Here is a 14,043-nt window from a genome sequence, read left to right on the forward strand (position 1 = left end):
CGCCTACTTGACGGGGTGCTTCTTCAGCCACTCCTTCGCGATCACGTCGGGCTGGGTCTTGCTGTCGCCCTGGTTCTCCTCGTTCATCTGCACGAGGTCGTCGGTGGTGAGGGTCGCCGAGACCTGGTTCAGCACATCCTTCACCGTGCTCGTCGCCTTCTTGGAATTGATCAGCGGCACGATGTTCTGCGCAGCGATCAGGTTCTTCGGGTCCTTCAGAGTGACGAACTCCTTGATGGCGGGCGTCGTGGTGTAGATGTCGGCCAGCTGCACCTCACCGTTCTTCAGGCCGGCGACCGTGAGCGGTCCGCCGCTGTCGCTGTACGGCTTGAGCGTCGCGGTCACGCCGTACACGCTCTTCAGCCCCGGGATGCCGTACGGGCGCGTCTCGAACTCCGGGTTCGCACCGACCACGAGCGGGATGTCGACCTTCTTGAGGTCTTCGAGGCTCGTGACCCCGTACTTCGTCGAGAAGTCCTTGGTGACGTTGTACGAGTCGGCGTCCTGAGCCTTCGACTGATCCAGAACCTCGAAGCCGCTCGGCAGGGCGGTCTTGAGCCCGGCGAGAACGTCCTCCGGCGAGGTCGCTGTGGAGTTCTTGTCGTAGAACTGCAGCAGGTTGCCGCTGTACTCGGGGATGAGGTCGATCGAGCCGTCCTTCAGGGCGGCCAGGTAGACGTCGCGCTGTCCGATGCTCAGCTGCTTCTGAACCTTGACGCCCTTCGACTCGAGCGCCTGAGCGTAGATCTCGGCGAGGATCTGGTTCTCGCCGAAGGCGGCGGAACCGACCGTGACCGTGTCGGTGGATGACGACGAGGTGTTGCCACCCAGCGCCCCGCCACCGGACGAGCACGCGCTGAGAGCCAGCAGGGCTCCCGCCGCGATCGCACCGGCCGCGATGCGGCCTCTCTTGGATGTGAACATGGTGTTTTCTCTCTTTCGGTGGTGCAGTGGTTGTTTGGCTGCGACGGACACTTAGGTTTCGGAGCGGCCCGGGATCGAGATTCCTACCGGACGCGACGGTTCTTTGCTGCGCACGTCGGCCACCTTGCCGGCGGTGACGCCGCGGGGTACGACGAACTTCTGGATCAGGGCGAAGACGCCGTCGGTCACGAGCGCCAGGGCGACGACGAGGATCGACCCGCCGAGCATCTCGTCGTAAGCCCGAACGGCCAGCCCGTCGATGAGGTAGCGACCGAGGCCGCCGACCGGCAGGATCGCCGCGACCGTCCAGGTGGCGATCACCTGGAGCGCTCCGGAACGAAGCCCTCCGATAAGAAGCGGAAGCGACAGAGGCAGCTCGACCTTGGTCAGGATCTGGAACTCTGTCATGCCCATCGCCCGCGCCGCGTCGACCGTCCGCGGGTCGACGGACTCGACACCCGAGTACGCACCGGCCAGGATCGGCGGGATCGCAAGGATCGTCAAGGCGATCAGCGGCGGCACGATCGTCGAGTTCTGCAGGGCCAGCGCCAGGTAGACGACGAGACCGAGCGTCGGGATCGCGCGGAACGCCCCCGACAGCACGATCGCAAACCCACGGAACCGGCCGGTGTGGCCGATGGCCAGTCCGATCGGGATCGCGATGATCGCCGCGATGAGCAGCGTGAGCGCCGAGTACCCGATGTGCTCGCCGAGCCGGTTCGGGATGCCGTTGACGCCCGACCAGTTGGCCGGCTGGAAGAGCCACGCGAACGCGGCGACGATATCGGTCATGCGTCGGTCACCGCCTTCAAGGCGGCACGCCGACTGGCCCGCTTGGACCGGCCGTCCAGCCTCGTCCAGGGCAGCAGCAGACGTCCGATCAGCACGAGGACGGTGTCGAACACGGCGGCGACGATCATGATCGCCACGATGCCGATGACGACCTCATCGTTGAACGACCGGTTGAGGCCGTCGGTGAACAGGTTTCCGAGGCTGGACACGCCGACGAGCGCTCCGATGCTGACGAGGCTCACCGTGCTCACCGACACCACTCGGAGCCCTGCCAGCAGCACCGGACCGGCGAGCGGCAGCTCCACCAGCCAGAAACGCTTCCAGCTCGAGAAGCCCACCGCGGTGGCCGACTGGAGCACATCCCCGGAGACCGAGGCGAGCGCATCCGCGACGCTCCGCACCATGAGCGCGACCGCGTAGACGCTGAGCGCGACGACGACATTGATCGGGTTCAGGATCTTTGTTCCGATCAGCGCCGGCATCGCAATGAACAACGGCAATGAGGGAATCGCGTACAGGATGCCGCTGATCGTCAGAAGTACCCCCCGGCTCGCGTGGTACCGGTTCGCCACCCACCCGATCGGAAGCGCGACGATGAAGCCGATGATGACCGGAAACACGCTCAGAGTGACGTGAGCGACAGTGAGGTCCCAGACCAGGCCGAAATTCGACCACAGCCAGCTCACGACGCTTCCTCACCCTGCGCCGGAGCACCCGCGACCGGAACGGTCACGGCCTTTGCCTCAGTGGACGCGCCGGTGAGCACGCCGGCGGGTCGTCCATCGCTGTCGACCAGCACATCGCCGGCCTGCGTCTTCTCGAGGTGCAAAGCGCGCTTGCCGCGGTCCGCCCCGATGAAGGACGCCACGAACTCGTCGGCCGGGTTCGCCAGAATCTCGGTCGGCGTGCCCTTCTGCGCGACGATGCCGCCCTTGCGGAAGATGACGACCTGCTCGCCGAGACGGAAGGCCTCGTCGATGTCGTGAGTGACGAATACGACCGTCTTGTCGAGCTCTCGCTGGAGGCGCAGGAGCTCGTTCTGCAGCTCATCCCGAACGATCGGGTCGACCGCGCCGAAAGGCTCGTCCATGAGCAGGATGTTCGGATCGGCCGCAAGCCCGCGGGCAACACCCACGCGCTGCTGCTGGCCGCCCGAGAGCTGGCTCGGATACTTGTCGGCCATCGAGCGCTCGAGCCCCACCGTGTCCATGAGCTCGAGGGCGCGTGCGCGAGCATCCTTCTTCTTCACGCCCCGGAGGAGCGGGACGGTGGCGATGTTGTCGACGACCTTGCGGTGCGGAAGCAGCCCCGAGTTCTGCATCACGTAGCCGATGCTACGCCGCAGGTGCACCGGCTTCAGCTTCATCACGTCTTCGCCGTCGATCTCGACGGACCCGCTCGTGGGGTCGAGCATTCGGTTGATCATGCGAAGGATCGTGGTCTTGCCGCTACCCGACGAGCCCACCAGAACGGTGATCGTGCGCGAGGGAATGACCAGCGAGAAGTCTTCGACTGCGACCGTGCCGTCGGGAAACTCTTTCGTCACCGAGCGGAACTCGATCATCTATGCGGCTCATTCCTCGAATCGGGCGTCGGATCAACACAGGCCTGCTCTTCTTCCACCCAAACACGGTTTTGCTTGCTTGGCAAAGCATTGCGTCGATTTGTAACAGTGGGAGTGTGCTGAATCATTCCAGCCTCCACCGACATTTCTTCGCCGAATCGTTCCCCGGCAACGAGAACGGGCGCCCCACCGTGAAGTGAGACGCCCGTTCCGAGGATGGCGGTGCAGCGACGAACGCTACTCGCTGTCGCCGTAGCGCTTGACCAGGTAGTCGCGCGCGACGACTCGGGCCTCGGCGATGAACCGCTCGTCGCCGTTCGGGTCGTTCAGGAATGCGCGGTTGATGAGTGAGTCCGAGATCTCGACCACGATCTCGAGACGGAACTTCAGGTCTTCTCCCGCCGGCAGCCCGTACTCGTCGGAGAGGATCTCGGCGAAACGGTGCGCGAAGAAGTCGTCGTCTTCGGGCGCCTCGTCCGGCATCCCCGAGCGCTCGGCGTCGGTGAAGCGGATGATGCGGAAGCCGGGCTCCGAGCGGAACATCGTCACGAAGGCGTCGATGGCGCACTCCACGGCGTTCCACCAGTGCTCCGGATTCGCCGAGTGGATCGCCTCGACGACTGCCTCGCGGTAGCGCTGAACCGCGCGGTCGCGAAGCGCCTGCAGAAGCACGATCCGGTCGGGGAAGTAGCGGTAGACGGTTCCGATGGATGCGCCAGCTCGCTCGGCGACCATCGCCGTCGTGAGCCGGTCGAATCCGATCTCGTCGACCACTTCGGCGGCGGCGTCGAGCAGAGCGTCGATCCGAGCGGCACTGCGCTCCTGGATCGGCTCGGTCCGCACCAGCGGTGCGTTCGTCTGACTCTGGCCGGCCACGAGGTCATTGATGGGCACGAGGGCAACTCCTTCTTTCCTGCAGGTCAACAATACGTTGGTCCGGGTCCTCAGCCCCGCGTCGGACGTATCCGACGCGTTATTCGGATCATATTCGTGGAAAGCTCAGTTATTGCTACGAATCGGGCGCGACGCGCCGGTTTCGGATCCCCCAACTCTGGGGCTGCGCGCGATGCGGTTCGTAGTTCATGAGAAACTTGCTGCATATGTCCGGATCACCCGACCCGCGCGGCACCAGCGTCGAGCCGATGATGCACCGTGCTGCGCGCATCGAGGACGCGTTTCACGAGTTCCGCGCGCGGCGCGCCCGCAAGCGCGGCTTTCTCGCGACCGTCGTTCCGTACACGGGATACGGCGCTCCGACCTGGGCGCGCATCCTGGGCCGTGTCGTACTTGCGCGCGACCCTCGGCCGGGCAGCCGCGCCGAGCGGCAGCACCGCAAACGCGAGGAGAGCATCCGGGGCTGGCGCTCGTTCATCAGCGTTCCCGTCTCCGACGTCGAGGTGACCATCGAGATCGAGGGCACCACGCATCCGGTCAGGCCCGATCGTGGTGGAGTGATCGACACCGTGATCCCTGTCCAGCTCGCACCCGGCTGGCACACGGTGAAGCTTTACACGGCCGAGTCGACGCGCGTCTTCGAGGCGCCGCTGTACATCGTCGACCCGAAGGCCAAGTTCGGGATCATCTCCGACGTCGACGACACCGTCATGGTGACCGCACTCCCCCGTCCTCTGCTCGCCGCATGGAACACGTTCGTCCTGGATGAGCATGCGCGCGTTCCCACGCCGGGGATGGCCGTGCTGCTTGAACGACTGGCCGGGACGCATCCCGGAACCCCCGTCGTCTATCTCTCGACGGGCGCGTGGAATGTGGCGCCGACACTCACCCGATTCCTCTCGCGCAACTTGTTCCCCGCCGGCCCCCTCCTGCTGACCGATTGGGGGCCGACGCACGACCGGCTCTTCCGGAGCGGGCTCGAGCACAAACGCACGAATCTGCTCCGACTCGCCGAGGAGTTCCCTGGCCTGAAGTGGCTCTTGATCGGCGATGACGGTCAGCACGACGAGTCTCTCTATGGCGAGTTCGCCGTCGCGCATCCCGAAAACGTCGCGGCGGTCGCGATCCGGCAGCTCTCGAACGGTGAGGCGGTGTTCGCGGGAGGGCGGTCGAAGGCCGAGAAGCACACGTCGCTCAGTGGCGCGCCCTGGGTCTACGCGCCCGACGGCGCCGGGTTGAGCGATCAACTTCGCGAGCTCGGAATCCTGAGCTGATCGCTCAGCGACTCGTGTGACGCCGAGCGCCTGACCCCGAGCGTCGGACGCCTCCGCAATACTGGCTGCATGACCGTCGCCAGCGTCGCCGACCTGCTCCGCTTCCGTCTCCTCGCGCAAGGACTCGAAGACGAGGGAGAGCGCACCCCGCAGGCCGTGGTCGAGCGGATGCTCGCCGTGCAGGCGCAAGACTTCGGCGCGGCATGTTGGGCCCTCGGCATCAGGGCTCCCGGCACGACCCAGGCCGACGTGATCGCGGCCCTCGACGCCGGCGACATCATTCGCTCGTGGCCGATGCGCGGAACCTTGCACTTCGTCCCGCCCGCCGATCTGCGGTGGATGCTGTCGATCACGACCGAGCGGATGCTCAACGGCCTCACATTGCGCCACCGACAGCTCGAACTTGAGACGCCCGATTTCGCGAAGGCTCAGGATGTGGTCACCGCCGCAATCGCCGGAGGCGGCAGCATCGGGCGCGCCGAGCTCATGGAACTGTGGGAGGCGCACGGCATCGCGACCGCAGGCCAGCGCGGATACCACCTGATCTACTGGCTCGCCCAGAACGGGGTGCTCTGCTGGGGTCCGTCGTACAAGACGCAGCAGGCGCTCGTCCTCCTCGACGAGTGGGTTCCTCACTCGCGCGAACTTGCTCACGACGAGGCACTTGCTGAATTCTTCGTTCGGTACGTCGCGGGCCACGGACCTGCGACCGTGAAGGACTTCGTGTGGTGGACGAAGGGAACCGTCGCCGGAGCGAAGACCGCCCTGGCCGTCGCCGGCGACAGGCTGACCTCGATCGAGGTCGATGGCACCGAGTACTGGCTCACATCAGAACTGGCATCACGCGCCGTAGCCCGCCCTCGTACGCCGTCCGACAAGAACGCCCTCTACATGCTCCCAGGATTCGACGAGTACCTGATCGGGTACCAGAATCGCGACCTCGTGCTCGATCCGGAGTTCGCGAATGTGATCGTGCCCGGAGGGAACGGAGTCTTCGCTCCGATCCTCGTCTCACGCGGCCGCGTCGCGGGCACCTGGAAACGAACGACGAACGCCAAGCGGGTCACCGTCGACCCGCGACCTTTCGCTCCGCTTTCGAACGCCGAATCGACGCGCATCGCTCGAAGCGTGAAAGCATACGGACGCTTCCTCGGCCTCACGGGCGAGGTCGCGGCAGGCGAGGTCGCGGCAGCCGAGCCGGCCCGGCGCGGGTAGCCTGGAGTCGTGGCCCTGCGACTCCCGGCGAACATCAGGACGACGACCAGGGTTCCCATCCTGCAGGTCGTCAAGACCGCGATCGCGATGATCCTGTCCTGGATCATCGCGTCGCTCCTGCTCCCCGGCGAACTGCCGATCTTCGCGACCATCGCGGCCCTGCTCGTAGTCCAACCGAGTGTCAACCAATCCGTCGGCCGGGCCATCGAGCGCAGCATCGGCGTGATCGTCGGCGTGCTGATCGCGTACGCGATCGGCCTCGCGTTCGGCTCGAACAGCTGGATCGTGCTCCTCGCGATCGTGGTGTCGATCTTCCTCGCCTGGGCGTTGAAGCTCACCCCCGGCACGGCGAACCAGGTGCCGATCACGGCGATGCTGGTGCTCCTGCTCGGCGCATCCTCGCCCGACTACGCCTTCGCGCGGATCATCGAGACGGTCATCGGTGCACTGATCGGCGTGCTCGTGAACATCCTGATCGTGCCTCCGGTGCTGATCGCGCCGGCCCACGCGTCGGTGCTGCGGCTCGGCAACGAGATCGCGGCCACACTCGAGCGCCTCGCGGATGCACTCGAGACGAATCATTCACCGGCCCAGCTGAACGGCCTCCTCGTCGAAGCACGGCTGCTCAGGCCGATGGAGAAGAACACGGAGACCGCCCTGACGCAGGCCCGCGAGAGCTTGACGCTCAACCCGCGTCAGGCGAAGCATCGCGACGTTCTCGACCACGACGACGAGCTCTTCGCCCGACTCCGGCCGCTGATCACGCGCGCGCTCGGGATGACGCGCGCCTTCCACGACCACTACGACGACACTCTCGACGGCGAGCCGACGCTGCTCGCCATCTCGGACGAGCTGCGCCGCTCGGCCCACGACCTGCGGCTGTTGTCGCGCGATCCGGATGTCCCGGTGGTCGAACCCGAGGCGAAGACGGCGGGCATCCCCGTGCTGACGGCGCCTCTCACGATCACGACACCCGACCCGCGCCACTGGATCCTGCTGGGGTCGCTGCTCGAGGACCTGCGCCGCATCCATGACGAGATCACCGGGGACGACGGGTCCTGACAGCGTTCGGTGACCGTCAGAGGATCCCACCCGGCGGAGCTTCGGCCTCGTCGCGCTCGAGGTCGGGGAGGCGCACCATCCGGAACGCCAGGATGAAGCCGAGCAGGGCGGCCAGAATCGGCGCAATCAGGGCGATCTGAAGCGCGATCGGGCGGGCCTCGGTGTTGATCCTGACGACCTCGTCCTGGATCGCCTCGGGCTGGTCTTTCAAGAGCGTCTCCAGCTGGGTGTTGCTGAGCAGCTGGGCGTCTTCCTCAAGCACCTGAGCCACCTGTTGCTTCTCGGCCGAGGGCAGAACCTCGCTGGCGTTCGCCATGTTGGTGAAGAGCGGCGCAAGCGCCGCGAGCAGCACCGCCCCGCCACGGCGAGCCCGAACGAGAGCCCGAACGAGCCCGCCGCCGAGTTGACGCCCGCCGCCTCACTGACGCGCTCGTTGGAGATCGGCGACAGCGTGTAGTTGTTGAGCTGCGAGACGAGCAGTCCGAGCCCGGCTCCGCTGATCAACAGGGGCACGAACAGCCACCAGCCCGAATCGGCGAGGGGCACGATGAACAGCAGGATGACCAATCCCGCCGCCAGGAGGAGGAAACCCCAGCGGACTAGACCGGCCGGTCTGCGCTTGGTCAGTCGTCTGCCGGCGATCAGCGCGACGGCGAACATGGTCAGCGACAGGGGGCGATGGACAGGCCCGCCTCGAGCGCGTTGTACTCGAGGACCATCTGCAGGTAGAGCGGCAGCACGATCATCGTGCCGCCGAGCGCGATCTGCTGCAGCCCCTGTTGGCTGATGCCGAAGCGGAATCGCGGCAGCTTGAACAGATCGGGGTCGAGCAGCGCGGCCTGATTGCGCCGTTTGCGGCGGCGCAGCCAAAAGACGAGGGCGAATAGACCGGCGATACCCACGGCGATGAGCAACCCGACGAAACCGGCTCCCTCCTGCCACGCGAGGATCCCGAGAACGATTCCGCCCATCCCCACCACCGAGAAGAGCGAACCAACGACATCCACTCTTCGTGAGCCTGTATACGGAACATCGTGCACCAGTCGGATTCCGGAGAGGACGACCGCGATGATCACCGCCTCGAGGAGGAAAGCGATGCGCCAGGAGAGGAAGGTCGTGATCACCCCGCCGAGGAGCGGCCCGACCGCGGCCGCGATCGCCGCGGATGCGCCGACGAGCGCGTACACGCGCGCCTGAGCGGACCCCTGAAAGTTCCCGTGGATGAGCGACTGCATCGCCGGCAGAAGCAGTGACGCGCCCAGGCCTCCGATCACAGCCCAGAACACGATGATCGCCCAGATGCTCTGCGCCAGGGTCATCGCGATCGCACCGATCGCATACGCGATCAGCCCGATGACGTACGCGCGCTTGCGACCGATGAGGTCGCCCACCTTGCCACCGATCAGGATGAACGCCGCCGACACGAGCGCCTCCAGTGCGATCACAGACTGCACGCTGCTGACGTTGGATTCGAGGTCGCGCACGACGGCCGAGATCGACACGTTCATGATGGACGTGTCGACCACGAGCACGAACATGGCCATCGCCAGCAGCAGAGCCAGCCGGCCGTTGAAGCCGGCTGTCCGCGCTGCCGGCGCCTCGCCTTTCGTCACGAGGAGGCCAGTGCCCCCGCCTTGATCTTCTCGAACTCGGCCGGGGTGATCGCTCCGGCATCGAGCAATGTCTTCGCCTTCGCGATCTCGTCAGCCGGAGAGGACGTGGATGCGACCGTCCGGATGTAAGCATCGGTGTCGCTCTGCGCCTGGCTGACGGCCTCCAGCTGCCGTTTCGACATGCTCCGGCCGCGTGCGATCAGATACACGAGCGCCGTGAGGAACGGCAGGAAGATCAGGAAGATGATCCACACCGCCTTCAGCCAGCCGTTGAGCTCCCGGTCGCGGAAGAGGTCGCCGATGATCGAGAACAGCACCATCAGGTAGGCGATCCACGCGAAGATCCAGAACGAGTAGACGACGAAATCCCAGAAGTTCATGACCGCGCTCCTTGACGAGTGGTTCCCTGGTGGGTCGTCACCGCGAAGATCACCAGGACGTCGATCGCGATGAGGATGGCCGACCACCACGGTTGGGCCGGGATGAGGAACAGCTGGGCGATCGCGCTCAGGATCGCCAGGATCACCGCGATGATGCGCGCCCAGAGCGCGCCGGCGAAGATTCCACCTGCGGTGATGACGGCCAGGATCCCGATGATCAGATTCCACCAGCCCCATCCGGAGATGTCGAAGATGAAGAGCGTTCCGTGCGCGACCACGTAGTACGGGTCTGGCGCCAGCACCGCGACGATGCCCTGCAGGATGCTGAAGAGCCCGGCGAGCAGCACGACGACTGCGGCGAACGGCCCCCAGGAGCTGCCCGAGGTTCTCTCAACGGTGGTCATCGCTTCTTCTCCCTCAGTTCCGACGTGCTCGATCCCTGTGACATGGAGTCCTCCGTCCAGCGCAGCCGCGTGACAGCTGATGACGCCGAAACTAGCTCCGGGCGCCCCGTCGCGGCATCACCCTGGTGGTATGAGATCGCGAACATCACCCGGCGAGGATGATTCCGTGTGAGCGCTGCTCGGGCAACGTTGACTGCACGCGGTCCCGAGCCATCCGATCGGGCCGGGGAAGGGAGTGCCACCGTGTCGACGTCACCCTCGGTCGCGGAGGTCGTGCGGCATCCTGTCGCCTCCGCAGAGTCTGCCGAGTCCGCCGCTCTGCTCGTGAGTGCTTCCGTCTTCGTCGTGGCGGCTGTCATCGGCCTCTTCGCGTTCTGGGGTCAATTCCTCCCGATCTCGGGGCCGGGGTCGCTCGGCCAGTTCGTCGCCATCTGGTCGGGGGTAGCCGCCGTCGCGGCGTTCGTGACGGCTCGCGTGCTGATCAGCCGGTCCCGAACCCCGGCGCTCTCAGGATCACGGCGTGCGGAAGCGACGATCGTGGACTTTCCCTGGTACGACGTCGCTGCGGTTGCCGTGGCGCACGGCGTCATCGCGCTCCTGGGCTGGATCGGCATCGCCGACCTGCTGGAGAAGAGCTTCATCGGCGCGCAGGTGTACGCCGTCTCCGCAGCGCTGCTCGCGGGAGTCGCCATCGCGGCCTCGACATACATCTCGTTCCTCTCCGCGGTCAGCATGACGCCCACGCTTCTCTCACTCGTCCTCGCCGTGTTCCTCGTGGTGGGAGCGTTCGCGAGCATGCTGAGTTCGTCTGATCCGCTGTGGTGGCAGAAGAACCTCAGCACCCTGGGTATGCCTGATGACATCTCATCGCTGGCGTTCAATCTCACGCTCATCATCGCGGGCGTCCTCGTGACGGCCATCGCCCACTACGCGACGGCGAACCTCCCCGTGCGTACGCCGAAAGAGCTGCACGGTCGTTCCTGGGTGAGGGGCGCGCTGACACTGATCGGCATCCTGCTCGCCTGCGTCGGACTCTTCCCGCTCGATCGAAGCCTCACCATCCACAACGTCTCTGCGAGCGGTATGGCCATCGTGTACGTGATCCTGGCTCTCGGCATCGGACGGTTCATCCCCTCGATGCCCCGGGTGTTCGTCGTGCTCGGCTATGTCTTCGTCGGGGTCATCGTTCTTCTCGCGATCTTCTTCATCTCGGGCTACTACAACCTGACCGCGGTCGAACTCGTGGCGTTCCTGATGATCTTCACGTGGCTGATCGTCTTCATGCGCAATACCCGGTCACTCGGCGTCGCCGAGCCGGCGCTCGCCCCCACTCGCGCACAACTGGAGCCAGAGGAGCTCGCACAGTGAAGGACTACCCACTGATCGCTTCCCACGGCCTGATCGGGGACCTTCAGACCGCAGCACTCGTGTCGACCGACGGCACAATCGATTGGTTCTGCAGTCCGCGTTTCGACTCGCCGAGCGTGTTCGCCTCCCTTCTCGACAGTGAGCATGGCGGCCACCTGAGCACGCGACCACACGTGGGGGTCTTCGACACGAAGCAGCTGTACCTGCCCGACACAGCCATCCTGATCACCCGTTTCCTGACCGAGGCGGGGGTCGGCGAGCTCGTTGATTTCATGCCGGTCAAGGATGAGGTCGCCGCCGAGGGGCACAGACTGGTGCGGGTCGTCCGGTGCGTGCGGGGTGCGATGGACTTCGACATCGAAGTCGCCCCACGCTTCGACTACGGTCGCGCACGGCACCGGGTCACTGTCGGGGATGAGGGTGCCGTATTCACCTCTGACGGCCTCACGCTCGCGCTCAGTGTCATCCGCGAGCCCGACGACGCTCGGCTCGGACGCGTCGAGCAGACCGAGGCTGGCGATCTGCGAGCCACTCTGAGTCTCCGCCAAGGAGAGTCACGCGGGATCGTGCTCGAAACCGGGCCGTCGGTCACGCCGCAGACGATGAGAGTCGCCGAGGCGACACGCCTCTACGAGGACACGACCCGGTTCTGGCAGGACTGGGTTGAGAAGTCCACGTACACCGGACGCTGGCGCGAAGAGGTGCAGCGCTCGGCCATCACGCTCAAGCTGCTCACGTATGCGCCGACGGGCGCACTCGTCGCCGCCCCGACCGCCGGGCTGCCCGAACAGATCGGCGGTGAGCGCAACTGGGACTACCGATACACCTGGGTTCGGGATGCGTCCTTCTCCGTACACGCGCTGCTCCGTCTGGGATTCCTGGACGAGGCCGTCGCCTTCGGCGTGTGGCTGCGGGACAGGGTCACCGACCCCGTCGGGAACGAGACGGGTCCGCTCAACATCATGTATCGCATCGACGGTGACCCGGAGCTCAGCGAGGAGATCGTCGCGGGGCTCGAGGGATACCGGCAGTCGCAGCCTGTGCGCATCGGAAACGGCGCAGCCGGTCAGCTTCAGCTCGACATCTACGGCGAAGCTCTGGATGCGATCTATCACCTCGACCAGACTGGTCTCGCGATCGGCCAAGCCGGCTGGACGGCGATCTCCCGCCTGCTCGACTGGCTGGCCGACAACTGGCAGCAGCCCGAGGAGGGCATCTGGGAGACCCGCGGCGGGCGCAAGGAGTTCACCTATGGCCGGCTGATGGTCTGGGTGGCCTTCGACCGCGGCATCCGTCTCGCAGCACAGCACGGCCGCCCAGCGCCGGTGGCGCGGTGGACCGAAGCCCGCGACGCCGTTTACACCGAGATCATGGAGAAGGGCTGGAACGAGGAACGACGTGCGTTCGTGCAGCAGTACGGCGACACGGTTCTGGATGCGTCCCTCCTGAAGATGCCGCAGGTCGGCTTCATCTCGCCCCACGACGAGCTCTGGCGCGACACACTGCGCGCGATGGAGGAGGAACTCGTCTCCGACAACCTGGTGTATCGCTACAACCCGAGCGCATCGCCCGATGGCCTCCAGGGCTCCGAGGGCACCTTCTCGCTCTGCACGTTCCTCTACGTAGACGCCCTGGCCCGCTCGGATCGAGTCGACGATGCCCGGCTCACTTTCGAGAAGATGCTGACTTACGCCAACCATGTCGGGCTTTTCGCCGAGGAGATCTCTGCCACCGGCGAGCAGCTCGGCAACTTCCCCCAGGCGTTCACACACCTCGCACTCATCGACGCAGCGATCACGCTGAACGCGCGCATGGACGAGCGTGACCCGCCCGACGGGAGACTGCGCCGTTAACGCGCTCAGGGACCCTGCTGATGCAGGATCCCTGAGCGACGAGCGTGAGACTACGCCTGGTTGAGCACGGCCTGGAGCTCGAGCGTGATGGTGACCTCGTCACCGAGCAGCATGCCGCCGGTCTCGAGAGCTGCGTTGTACGTGAGGCCGAAGTCCTCGCGGTTGACCTTGGTCTTGGCGGTCGCGCCGGCCTTGTAGTTGCCGTACGGGTCCTGGCCGAAGCCGCCGAAGTCGAACTCGAACGTGACGGGCTTGGTGACGCCCTTGATCGTGAGGTCGCCGTCGACGAGGAAGTCGCCGTCCTCGTAGCGCGCGCCGGTCGAGACGAACTCGATGTGCGGGTGCTCCTCGGCGAGGAAGAAGTCACCGGTGCGCAGGTGGGCGTCGCGGTTCTTGTCCTTGGTGTTCACCGATGCGACCTCCGCCTTCGCGGTCACGGTCGACTCGAGGGGGTTCTCGGCGGTGACGAAGGTGGCGTCGAAGTTCTCGAAGACGCCCTTCACCTTGCTGATCATGAGGTGGCGGATGCTGAAGCCGACCTCGCTGTGCGAAGGGTCGATGGTCCAGGTTCCGGCCTTGTACCCGGGGATCTCGATGGTCGTTGTCATGCGCTTGTTCTCCTCAAGTGTCGTGGGCGAGGCGATTCTCGCGCCTCTCGGGTACATGCAAGCGCATAGATAGCGGATCTATTCCGATTCCG

General features: G+C 65.7%; 15 protein-coding genes. 5 read left to right on the forward strand and 10 right to left on the reverse strand.

From position 1 onward, the window contains the following. Nucleotides 1-3 precede the first annotated feature (3 nt). The 5 genes from ACQ86A_RS11715 to ACQ86A_RS11735 all read right to left on the reverse strand — a co-directional run bounded on the left by ACQ86A_RS11715 (nt 4) and on the right by ACQ86A_RS11735 (nt 4,174). Nucleotides 4-924 (reverse strand): ABC transporter substrate-binding protein, encoded by a 921-nt coding sequence (locus tag ACQ86A_RS11715; RefSeq protein WP_431277227.1) that lies wholly within the window; start codon nt 922-924, stop codon nt 4-6. 51 nt (nt 925-975) lie between these two features. Further along, on the reverse strand, nt 976-1,716 hold the full coding sequence (locus tag ACQ86A_RS11720) for an ABC transporter permease (RefSeq protein ID WP_431277228.1): 741 nt from the start codon (nt 1,714-1,716) through the stop codon (nt 976-978). Next, on the reverse strand, nt 1,713-2,402 hold the full coding sequence (locus tag ACQ86A_RS11725; RefSeq protein ID WP_431277229.1) for an ABC transporter permease: 690 nt from the start codon (nt 2,400-2,402) through the stop codon (nt 1,713-1,715). Before ACQ86A_RS11725 ends, ACQ86A_RS11720 begins: the two co-directional genes overlap by 4 nt. Continuing rightward, complete coding sequence (locus ACQ86A_RS11730) at nt 2,399-3,280, reverse strand: ABC transporter ATP-binding protein (RefSeq protein WP_431277230.1); 882 nt, start codon at nt 3,278-3,280, stop codon at nt 2,399-2,401. Before ACQ86A_RS11730 ends, ACQ86A_RS11725 begins: the two co-directional genes overlap by 4 nt. 237 nt (nt 3,281-3,517) lie before the next feature. Further along, nucleotides 3,518-4,174: a TetR family transcriptional regulator gene (locus ACQ86A_RS11735; protein ID WP_431277231.1), complete on the reverse strand. Its 657-nt coding sequence runs from the start codon at nt 4,172-4,174 to the stop codon at nt 3,518-3,520. A gap of 206 nt (nt 4,175-4,380) precedes the next feature. Between ACQ86A_RS11735 and ACQ86A_RS11740 the strand changes: the two genes are divergently transcribed. From ACQ86A_RS11740 to ACQ86A_RS11750, 3 genes are all read left to right on the forward strand, one after another. Then, a complete protein-coding gene (locus tag ACQ86A_RS11740) occupies nt 4,381-5,448 on the forward strand; it encodes an App1 family protein (RefSeq protein WP_431277232.1) in 1,068 nt (355 codons plus the stop codon). Nucleotides 5,449-5,517: 69 nt separating this feature from the next. Continuing rightward, the gene (locus ACQ86A_RS11745; RefSeq protein ID WP_431277233.1) at nt 5,518-6,663 is read left to right on the forward strand and encodes a winged helix DNA-binding domain-containing protein; all 1,146 of its coding nucleotides are present in this window, start codon (nt 5,518-5,520) and stop codon (nt 6,661-6,663) included. Nucleotides 6,664-6,678: 15 nt separating this feature from the next. Further along, complete coding sequence (locus ACQ86A_RS11750; protein WP_431280434.1) at nt 6,679-7,725, forward strand: FUSC family protein; 1,047 nt, start codon at nt 6,679-6,681, stop codon at nt 7,723-7,725. A 16-nt stretch (nt 7,726-7,741) separates the two neighbouring features. Here the strand turns inward: ACQ86A_RS11750 and ACQ86A_RS11755 are convergent, their stop codons facing one another. The 4 genes from ACQ86A_RS11755 to ACQ86A_RS11770 all read right to left on the reverse strand — a co-directional run bounded on the left by ACQ86A_RS11755 (nt 7,742) and on the right by ACQ86A_RS11770 (nt 10,122). Continuing rightward, a complete protein-coding gene (locus ACQ86A_RS11755; RefSeq protein WP_431277234.1) occupies nt 7,742-8,077 on the reverse strand; it encodes a hypothetical protein in 336 nt (111 codons plus the stop codon). A 310-nt stretch (nt 8,078-8,387) separates the two neighbouring features. After that, entirely contained in the window at nt 8,388-9,338 is a 951-nt protein-coding gene (locus ACQ86A_RS11760) for an MFS transporter (RefSeq protein WP_431277235.1), read from the reverse strand. Continuing rightward, nucleotides 9,335-9,718 carry an SHOCT domain-containing protein gene (locus tag ACQ86A_RS11765; RefSeq protein WP_431277236.1) on the reverse strand — a complete coding sequence of 128 codons (384 nt, stop codon included), beginning with the start codon at nt 9,716-9,718 and terminating at the stop codon, nt 9,335-9,337. Before ACQ86A_RS11765 ends, ACQ86A_RS11760 begins: the two co-directional genes overlap by 4 nt. Continuing rightward, a complete protein-coding gene (locus ACQ86A_RS11770) occupies nt 9,715-10,122 on the reverse strand; it encodes a DUF7144 family membrane protein (protein ID WP_431277237.1) in 408 nt (135 codons plus the stop codon). The genes ACQ86A_RS11765 and ACQ86A_RS11770 overlap by 4 nt, the downstream gene beginning before the upstream one ends. 243 nt (nt 10,123-10,365) lie before the next feature. Here ACQ86A_RS11770 and ACQ86A_RS11775 point away from each other — a divergent pair, with 243 nt between their 5' ends. Continuing rightward, complete coding sequence (locus ACQ86A_RS11775) at nt 10,366-11,490, forward strand: DUF998 domain-containing protein (protein ID WP_431277238.1); 1,125 nt, start codon at nt 10,366-10,368, stop codon at nt 11,488-11,490. Beyond that, nucleotides 11,487-13,343, forward strand: a complete 1,857-nt coding sequence (locus ACQ86A_RS11780) for a glycoside hydrolase family 15 protein (protein ID WP_431277239.1) — start codon at nt 11,487-11,489, stop codon at nt 13,341-13,343. The genes ACQ86A_RS11775 and ACQ86A_RS11780 overlap by 4 nt, the downstream gene beginning before the upstream one ends. Nucleotides 13,344-13,393: 50 nt before the next feature. Here ACQ86A_RS11780 and ACQ86A_RS11785 read toward each other — a convergent pair whose 3' ends face one another. After that, nucleotides 13,394-13,951 (reverse strand): YceI family protein, encoded by a 558-nt coding sequence (locus ACQ86A_RS11785; RefSeq protein ID WP_431277240.1) that lies wholly within the window; start codon nt 13,949-13,951, stop codon nt 13,394-13,396. Nucleotides 13,952-14,043: the final 92 nt, after the last annotated feature.

Origin of the sequence: Leifsonia poae, assembly GCF_050632195.1 — a bacterium.
Taxonomy (GTDB): Bacteria; Actinomycetota; Actinomycetes; order Actinomycetales; family Microbacteriaceae; genus Leifsonia; species Leifsonia poae_C.

Bases quoted from the DNA above. Each gene is read 5' to 3' on its own strand.
- ACQ86A_RS11715 (WP_431277227.1), bottom strand. From the start codon at position 924: ATGTTCACATCCAAGAGAGGCCGCATCGCGGCCGGTGCGATCGCGGCG.
- ACQ86A_RS11720 (WP_431277228.1), bottom strand. From the start codon at position 1,716: ATGACCGATATCGTCGCCGCGTTCGCGTGGCTCTTCCAGCCGGCCAAC.
- ACQ86A_RS11730 (WP_431277230.1), bottom strand. From the start codon at position 3,280: ATGATCGAGTTCCGCTCGGTGACGAAAGAGTTTCCCGACGGCACGGTC.
- ACQ86A_RS11740 (WP_431277232.1), top strand. From the start codon at position 4,381: ATGTCCGGATCACCCGACCCGCGCGGCACCAGCGTCGAGCCGATGATG.
- ACQ86A_RS11745 (WP_431277233.1), top strand. From the start codon at position 5,518: ATGACCGTCGCCAGCGTCGCCGACCTGCTCCGCTTCCGTCTCCTCGCG.
- ACQ86A_RS11765 (WP_431277236.1), bottom strand. From the start codon at position 9,718: ATGAACTTCTGGGATTTCGTCGTCTACTCGTTCTGGATCTTCGCGTGG.
- ACQ86A_RS11770 (WP_431277237.1), bottom strand. From the start codon at position 10,122: ATGACCACCGTTGAGAGAACCTCGGGCAGCTCCTGGGGGCCGTTCGCC.
- ACQ86A_RS11785 (WP_431277240.1), bottom strand. From the start codon at position 13,951: ATGACAACGACCATCGAGATCCCCGGGTACAAGGCCGGAACCTGGACC.